Source organism: Billgrantia kenyensis (genome assembly GCF_013697085.1).
Classification (GTDB): Bacteria; Pseudomonadota; Gammaproteobacteria; order Pseudomonadales; family Halomonadaceae; genus Halomonas; species Halomonas kenyensis.
Genome location: NZ_JACEFT010000061.1, coordinates 1 through 7,243, shown reverse-complemented (window position 1 = coordinate 7,243; position 7,243 = coordinate 1). Strand labels below are relative to the sequence as shown.

Annotated in this window: 6 protein-coding genes and 2 pseudogenes; 6 read left to right on the top strand and 2 right to left on the bottom strand. The window is 49.2% G+C overall.

The window, feature by feature from the left end:
• Window positions 1-400 precede the first annotated feature (400 nt).
• A pseudogene (locus tag H1D44_RS21120) lies at window positions 401-895 on the bottom strand (IS110 family transposase); the annotation flags it as partial.
• A 51-nt stretch (window positions 896-946) separates the two neighbouring features.
• On the opposite strand from H1D44_RS21120, the gene H1D44_RS20445 reads away from it, so the two are divergent.
• The 6 genes and pseudogenes from H1D44_RS20445 (at window position 947) to H1D44_RS20420 (ending at window position 6,084) form a co-directional block, all read left to right on the top strand.
• Entirely contained in the window at window positions 947-1,255 is a 309-nt protein-coding gene (locus H1D44_RS20445) for an integrase core domain-containing protein (protein WP_181517111.1), read from the top strand.
• Window positions 1,256-1,363: 108 nt separating this feature from the next.
• Window positions 1,364-2,027, top strand: a pseudogene (locus tag H1D44_RS20440) (IS30 family transposase).
• Between the two features lie 556 nt (window positions 2,028-2,583).
• The gene (locus H1D44_RS20435) at window positions 2,584-3,294 is read left to right on the top strand and encodes an aspartate/glutamate racemase family protein (RefSeq protein ID WP_181517110.1); all 711 of its coding nucleotides are present in this window, start codon (window positions 2,584-2,586) and stop codon (window positions 3,292-3,294) included.
• The gene (locus H1D44_RS20430; RefSeq protein ID WP_181517109.1) at window positions 3,285-4,268 is read left to right on the top strand and encodes a D-alanine--D-alanine ligase family protein; all 984 of its coding nucleotides are present in this window, start codon (window positions 3,285-3,287) and stop codon (window positions 4,266-4,268) included. Before H1D44_RS20435 ends, H1D44_RS20430 begins: the two co-directional genes overlap by 10 nt.
• Window positions 4,269-4,559: 291 nt before the next feature.
• The gene (locus tag H1D44_RS20425; RefSeq protein WP_181517108.1) at window positions 4,560-5,471 is read left to right on the top strand and encodes a DMT family transporter; all 912 of its coding nucleotides are present in this window, start codon (window positions 4,560-4,562) and stop codon (window positions 5,469-5,471) included.
• Between the two features lie 259 nt (window positions 5,472-5,730).
• Window positions 5,731-6,084 (top strand): GNAT family N-acetyltransferase, encoded by a 354-nt coding sequence (locus tag H1D44_RS20420; RefSeq protein WP_238984606.1) that lies wholly within the window; start codon window positions 5,731-5,733, stop codon window positions 6,082-6,084.
• On the opposite strand, the gene H1D44_RS20415 is transcribed toward H1D44_RS20420, so the two are convergent.
• Window positions 6,047-7,197, bottom strand: a protein-coding gene (locus H1D44_RS20415; protein ID WP_181517113.1) for an IS3 family transposase whose coding sequence is annotated in 2 segments (ribosomal slippage) — window positions 6,047-6,951 and window positions 6,951-7,197 — 1,152 coding nt in all. Because the reading frame shifts where the segments join, the coding sequence is not laid out codon by codon here. The two genes, H1D44_RS20420 and H1D44_RS20415, sit on opposite strands and share 38 nt — an antisense overlap.
• Between the last annotated feature and the right edge of the window lie 46 nt (window positions 7,198-7,243).

Sequence of the window (7,243 nt, the reverse complement as noted above, 5' to 3'; positions counted from 1 at the left end):
CGCGGCGATGAAAGAATGGCAGACCAAGCGGCCTGAATTATTTTCCAAACGGGTAGTCAATCACACGGGACCCGACAATTAGGTATTCCGCCGCTTGAGTCTCCAGCTCCTGGCGTTGCTCGGTTAGCGTGAGATAGCGTCGTAGCTGCAGTTGGAAGGTTCCGACCGCTAGCGAGTGTGGAGCAACAGGTAACCCCATGCTGGCATGGGCCGTTTCATAGAGGCCTTCCAGAAACTGCTGCTTGGCGACCTTGCGACCAACACACTCCCAGGCAGCCTCGACGAAGGCCTCGCGGCTTAATGCCATGATGCTTGCGGGGGTCGGGAACGCTAGCAGGAAACGACAGAACCAGATGGCACGAGAGGTGCACAAGTAGCGCTCCATCTCCGGAAAGTACAAAGTCAGGTAGTGGTTAACCAAACTGTGTTGGCAACGGGTCCGCGCCTGTGATATCTGCTGGTAGGTGTTCGAGATTTCTTGGAGATCAAAGTACCCCTCTCGCAGCGGATCATGAAACGGCTGTGACATGCCATGGGTCAGCAAGTACATCAAGACACGCGCATCCTTGCGATCGTGCTTGTCCCACGAGGTATACAGTGCTTCCCGAACGCGAGCGCAGGCCAGGGAGGAGGCCAGGTGCACCTGGATGCCCGCCTGTGCCAACCAGTAGGCAATCGGCCGATGGAAGTCCGCTGTAGGCTCCAACACCGCTAGCACCGTTTCCTTCTGTTGTTTCAAGAACTGGATCAGCTCGTCATGGCCGGCGCGTGTGTTAGCCACCTTGTAGGCCTTCTCACGCCCTTCCGGCCAGCGGATCAGGACATCGTGGTAGCGCTTGGCGATGTCGATCGCGACACAGAGGGTGTCTGGCGTAAGCTTAGGGGAGGCAGTCATCGTTGGTCTCCTTGTAGTGATGAGGGTCACACAAGGAACTTTTAGGCCACGATGGCTGCCCCCGAGCACGGGTTCCGGAGGTACTACGGTTTGGTTTTCAGCAGCCGGCACTACACGGCGACAGTGAAGGCCTATGGGTTGACCCAAGAGTTCACGACGCCGTACACGCCGGAGCAGAACGGGCTCGTCGAGCGCTTCTTCCGCTCACTGAAGGAAGAGTGCATCTGGCTGCATCGGTTCGAGTCGCTGGGCCAAGCCAGAGCGATCATCGGCCGCTGGATTCGGTACTACAACGAAGAACGGCCACACCAGTCTCTGGGCTATGTGGCACCCCGAGCACACCCGGCATTAGCTGCGTAGGGTGTGCAGAAACCAGGGGGTCATTACACAGCGAGCTATTCGATTTAGTCGCCTATCTGTTGCGCCAGTACTGGCTCACCGCAGCAGATCGCCAGCACACTGTCACTCATGTTTCCCGGTGATAACCGCCGCCAGGTCTCTCACGAGACCATCTACAACGCGCTCTATGTGATGCCCCGAGGTTCTCTAAAGAAAGAGCTCATCGCCTGCTTGCGGCAGGGCAACGGCAAGCGTCGGCCGCGCAGCCGCGGTAAAGACCGGCGTGGCCAGATCCCGGATCTGGTTAGCATTCATATGCGGCCGCCCGAGATCGAAAACCGCCTGATACCCGGTCACTGGGAAGGTGACCTGATCATGGGAACCAACAACCGATCCGCTGTCGGCACGCTGGTGGAGCGAACCACGCGCCTGGTGATACTGTGTCGGCGACAAGCTGAACGAGGTCCCACGCACCTTGCGGCTCTCCATGACCTATGACCAGGGCAGGGAGATGATGCAGCATGTCGAGATCACACAACGGAACGAGACGGCCATCTATTTCGCCGATCCCCATAGCCCGTGGCAACGAGGCTCTAACGAAAATGTCAACGGTTTGTTGCGGAAGTACCTGCCGAAGGGCACGGACCTATCGGTCTATAGCCAGGAAGAGCTCGATGCCATTGCGGATTCATTGAACACACGACCGCGCAAGTCATTGGACTGGCGAACGCCTCTGGAAGGCTATTCCGAGGTGCTCAATAATTCAGTCGCTGGACCGGACACCCTTCAATAGGGTTGCGCTTGGAGCTTGACACAGCCCAAACATTAACTCTCACACAATAAAACACCATTACATTATCATATTGCTTCTACGTAATAAAAAAATTCCGTTAATATGGAAAGTAACGCCAACAAGGAAGCAACAGCGCGTTCACTCTTCAGGCATTTCAATCTAAAAAACAATACAAACAATCACTTAACGCCACGCGCCTCGAATTTTCAACTTAGCTGTACTTTAGTACAGCGTGCCAACCAGAGTTTACTTTGGTATACATGGAAACACTTAGTAGGAAACTGTTAATCAGTATATGGGTTGGAATAAATGCGACAAAATAAGTTAAAATATTCTCAATATGGCTTATCCGATTGATTACATTGAAAACAAGAAAGCAGATGAATAAAAGCCCCCCTAATGACCCATAAGACAGGGCATGTTAATTTGCGCAATTTAGTTGGCATACGTCAATGTATAAGCCATCAAGTTAGGTAGCAGATACAAGTAACCAATAGCATTACAATTGCCAAAACCAAATATAAGATTATGCAACGATCAGGCTCAAGGAAGAAAAATGAGATCCTCTTTAAAAACCAGTCATACAAGAATCGGTGTAATCGGCGGCATCGGGTCTAGAGCCTCGATAGCTACATATAGCTTGCTCATGGAAGAGCTTTCTAAAAACGCACGCGATGTCGTTATTATTAATCTTCCAATCGAAAACATTTTCGAATTTATGTCAGACCAAATCATGGAGTCTGTATATCATACTATAGAACAGTTGTCTCATGTCGGAGCTAAACTGATCGGCATTCCGTGCAATACCATACATAGACATGCAAAAACTATATCTAAGAAATGTTTGAATTATGATGTGACTTTTGTTGACATTATTGATGAGTCAGTATCAATGATATTAAAAAGAGACTGCAAAGTTGCTGGAATAATTGGAACTCCAATAGGTATAGAGTTATACAAAGAGTCTTTAGAATCCGCTGGAGTAGAAGTACTAATACCAAATTACAAGCAACAAGAAATTATCAATGAAATTATTAGGATTGCACTAACTGATGAGTTTCATCAGAGCAAGGTGCACCGAAGAATACAATTGGAACAAATTTCAGCTGACTTTTTGTCAAAAGGAGCAGATTGTATTTTACTAGGATGCACAGAGCTTCCTCTCTATTTCGAAAACTCTATTCCTGAAAAATACATCTCAACAATCCATGCTCTAGTAAGCGGACTGGTTGAACATATGCGTAACAAGGAGGACGTATGCGCGTAGGATTATTATTTGGCGGGTGGTCTTATGAGGCCTTTTTGTCAGCGACACCGGCGATTGAAAAGTCCCTAATACGGAATGGCCATGATGTTGTTTTGATTGACTGTGCAAATAACATGCTCCCTTCCATACTAAAAGAAAGCAAGATCGAAGTTGCCTTCCTTTCTAGTCATGGATATTATCATGAGGATGGCAGATTACAAGGTATATGCGACTGGATTGATTTACCATATACAGGTGCAAATCATTTTTCCTCAGCCATATGTATGAATAAAGAATTATTCAAACATGCCATCTCGGGATTCAATGAACACAACACACCATATGCAAACATCAAGTCTCTAGAGGACTTGAAAAAAGATAATGTTAATCATGTCTTCACCTTAGGGAAAGCAATAATTAAACCAATTACATCTGGTGCATCCATTGGGATTAAAATTATAGAGCATAAAAATCAACTTGAAGAAGATCTAGTAAAATTGTTAGGTGATTACGGAGAGTGTATAATAGAGCCATTTATCGAAATAAATAGGGAATTTTCTATAGTTGTGCATGACTTACTAGGGGAGATAGAGGTCATGGATATTTGTGAAATATTGACCAATGGAGATTTTTTCGACTTTGAAATGAAAAACGGCTACCAAGATATCAAAAAAACAATCCCTGCAGAACTGGACGAACAACTAGAAGAAAAACTGAAAATAATATCTAAATCCGTCTATGAGAAATTGGGTGTTGATGGGGTAGCCAGAATAGATATTCTGGTAGATTCTACAAACAGAATCAATATACTTGAGGCAAACACACTGCCAGGGCTGATGCCTCAGTCAGTTGTTCCCTCTGTGTTCAGTAACCAAGGCATAGAATACGACAAGCTAATAGAAATGATACTAATGAGGTCATTCTCACCAAAAAGATTTACTTCAAAGAAACAATATGGGAATCAGCCAAAACTTTCTATTGATGTTTTAATGTGATCGGATGATTATTTTTCTATCAAAAAAGCCAGCGTACGCATGAAATCCCGAAGCTGCTGATTATACGGATCCGATTTCATGACTTGTCACGAATTGGATCCGAACTCTAATATATGATAAAAACCGTCCTCTAAACCTAGACTTACCAAACCATCGGCACGTGGAGGCCCTCGCAATTAACCTGAGAACTGTTTAGTAACTATAAGTCCTGACGCTCTGCTTATAGACACTACGATTAATAATCGTCCTAGGCGAATTATGTCGCACTTGAATACTGACAGAGAAACAAATATGAATCTTCCGAGAGCATTCCTTCCTGTTTTGCTTGTTGTGCTATGGGCAGGAAATTGGCCCGCTTCACAACTTGCTTTAACTGAGATTCCACCTATCACCTTTAGGTTAGTAACACTATGGGGTGGCACAATAGTTATGATTGTTTTTTGCCTTATGGATAAAGAAAATTTATTTGCCCCGATGAAAGAGTGGCCCCTACTGTTATTGCTGGCATTTTTAAACGTCGGCCTTTTCAATATATTATCAGCATTTTCTATTGCAGTGCTGGAGGGTGGGCGAGCCGCGCTGATAGCCTTCACTATGCCTGTTTGGGTTGTTTTTATACAGCTACTACTAGGGGAGAGATATCAGCTTCATCAACTAATAGCATTGACATCAGGAATATTTGGCATCACGCTAATCATCTACTCTATAATTATAGATCCTGGATTTAGTGCTGTAGCTTCTGGACTTATGGCAGTGGCAGCCCTCTCATGGGCTACAGGATCAGTTATGTTAGCTAGGAGCCACCTTAGCGTGAACGGTAAAGCCTTGACTATGTGGATGTTGCTTATTAGCGGTCTATTAACAATATTTTTCCTTCCAATTCAATCTCAGCCTTTATTTAGCTTCCCTGTGAGTCTTAGAGGTTGGTTAGGACTTGCCTACAGTACCTTGATAGGCATGGCGGTATGTCAAGGCTTATGGTTCTATTTGCTAACACAAATCGAAACTTCGAGGGCGGCGATAATTTTGCTTGCCATCCCACCCGTTGGTACATTACTGAGTTGGTGTGTGCTTGGTGCGGCTCTAAATACTCTGGATGCGCTCGCCTTACTTTTGTTACTTATTTCGGCTTTATTGTCGGCAAGATTTGGGAAGCAGGTAAAAAACCATACTTCTACTTTGAAACCAAAGAAGATCCAATAGGCCATTGCTGATACCCAGCACAATGAATTAAATAACATTTAAAACCTCATAACGTTTTGCATTACGCTGGCCGGCGCCTCCCGCTGCGCTACCTCAGCGAAATCACACTGCAGCCTTGTTCTCAGCCGGAGTGACGATTGGATCTCGATAGCCGAACACCGGGGCGCTTGGCGCCCCGGCCTCGTCCCTGTAGCCTCTGTCAGTCGGCGCGTCGTCGCACGGACACGGCCGCTACCCGATAAATCGCAGGAACGTCGATATGCTGATCAAATCCGTACCCAGCGCCGAGGCACCTCTCGACCTCCTGCTGGAAGCCGATCCCTCGCTAGACGCCATCAGGCGCTACCTTGAATCCTCGATCTGTCATGTCGCGACAGTCGAGGAGGAGATCGTGGGCACTTATGTCATCCAGCCCCTCGACGATGACGTTCATGAACTGATGAACATTGCCGTCGCCCCGGCACATCAGCGCAAAGGCATTGGCGCACGGCTACTGGATCACGCCATCGCAACGGTTCGCGAAGCGGGTGCACGGCGCCTCGAACTGATCTTACCCAGCATTGGTGGACACTGGTTTAAGCGATCATTCGGTCCTCGAAGGCCTCTGGGCTGATCATCCCGATCGCACTGTGCCGGCGTTGCCGGTTGTAGTCCAACTCAATGTACTCGAACACCTGCCGTCGCATGCCTTCCCGGGTCGCGAATCGCTCGCCGTGAATGGCTTCGACCTTGAGACTGTGAAAGAAGCTCTCGGCGCAGGCATTGTCATAGCAGTTGCCCTTGGCGCTCATGCTGCACCGGAGGCCGTGCCGGGTCAGCAACGACTGGTACAGGAACGAACAATACTGGCTACCACGGTCACTATGCACGATGACTCCCTTGGGCATCTTGCGGCTCCACAGCGCCATCTGGAGCACGTCGCCGACCAGGTCTGCCGTCATGCGCTCGCTCATCGCCCAGCCGATCACCTTGCGCGAGTACAGATCAATCAGTACCGCCAGGTAGAGCCAGCCTTCACCGGTCGCCAGGTAGGTGATATCGCCGACCCATTTCTGGTTCGGTGCCGTAGTGCTGAAGTCCTGCTCCAGCAGGTTTGGGGCGACTGGCAGGCCATGCCGTGAATTCGTCGTGGCCTTGAACTTGCGAGCGGCTTTCGCCCGCAGGTTCTGCCGACGGAGGCTGGCAGCCACGGTATTGCGGCAGATGGCTACGCCAGCATCGTTCAGGTCATGGGTCAGCCTGGGAGCGCCTGAGCGTCCCTTGCCCTGTTCGAAGGTCTGAGCCACACGCTGATCGGTGATCGCTTGACGTCGGCGGCGGGGAGACGGTTCACCACCCCGCTGTCGCCAGGCGTAGTAGCCGCTGCGGGCGACGCCGAGAAACGCGCACATCCGTTGAATGCTGAAGGCCTGACGATGCTGCTCAATGAAGGCGTACTTCACTTCAGGCTCTTCGCGAAGTACACCGCGGCTTTTTTTGCGATTTCAAGCTCTTCCGACTTCTCAGCCAGCTGCCGCTTGAGCCTCGCGTTCTCTTCAGCCAAGGTCTGCTCGCGAGCTGAGGCACTCTGCTGCTGCTGAGCCTTCGCGCGCCATTGATAGAGCTGGCTGGGTTGAAGACCTAGCTCACGAGCGGCGGCACTGGCCCCAACACGGTCAGCGAGTGCCAGGGCCTCGTCCTTGTAGGCCTGGGAGTATGAACTGCACCCCGAAAGTTGGACACCCAATCCAACCTTCGGGGTTTTTCTATGAGGAACAAGTACAGCGACGAGT

Excerpts from the sequence above, each read along its gene's own strand:
- H1D44_RS20445 (WP_181517111.1), top strand. The coding sequence starts at position 947 with ATGGCTGCCCCCGAGCACGGGTTCCGGAGGTACTACGGTTTGGTTTTC.
- H1D44_RS20435 (WP_181517110.1), top strand. The coding sequence starts at position 2,584 with ATGAGATCCTCTTTAAAAACCAGTCATACAAGAATCGGTGTAATCGGC.
- H1D44_RS20430 (WP_181517109.1), top strand. The coding sequence starts at position 3,285 with ATGCGCGTAGGATTATTATTTGGCGGGTGGTCTTATGAGGCCTTTTTG.
- H1D44_RS20425 (WP_181517108.1), top strand. The coding sequence starts at position 4,560 with ATGAATCTTCCGAGAGCATTCCTTCCTGTTTTGCTTGTTGTGCTATGG.
- H1D44_RS20420 (WP_238984606.1), top strand. The coding sequence starts at position 5,731 with ATGCTGATCAAATCCGTACCCAGCGCCGAGGCACCTCTCGACCTCCTG.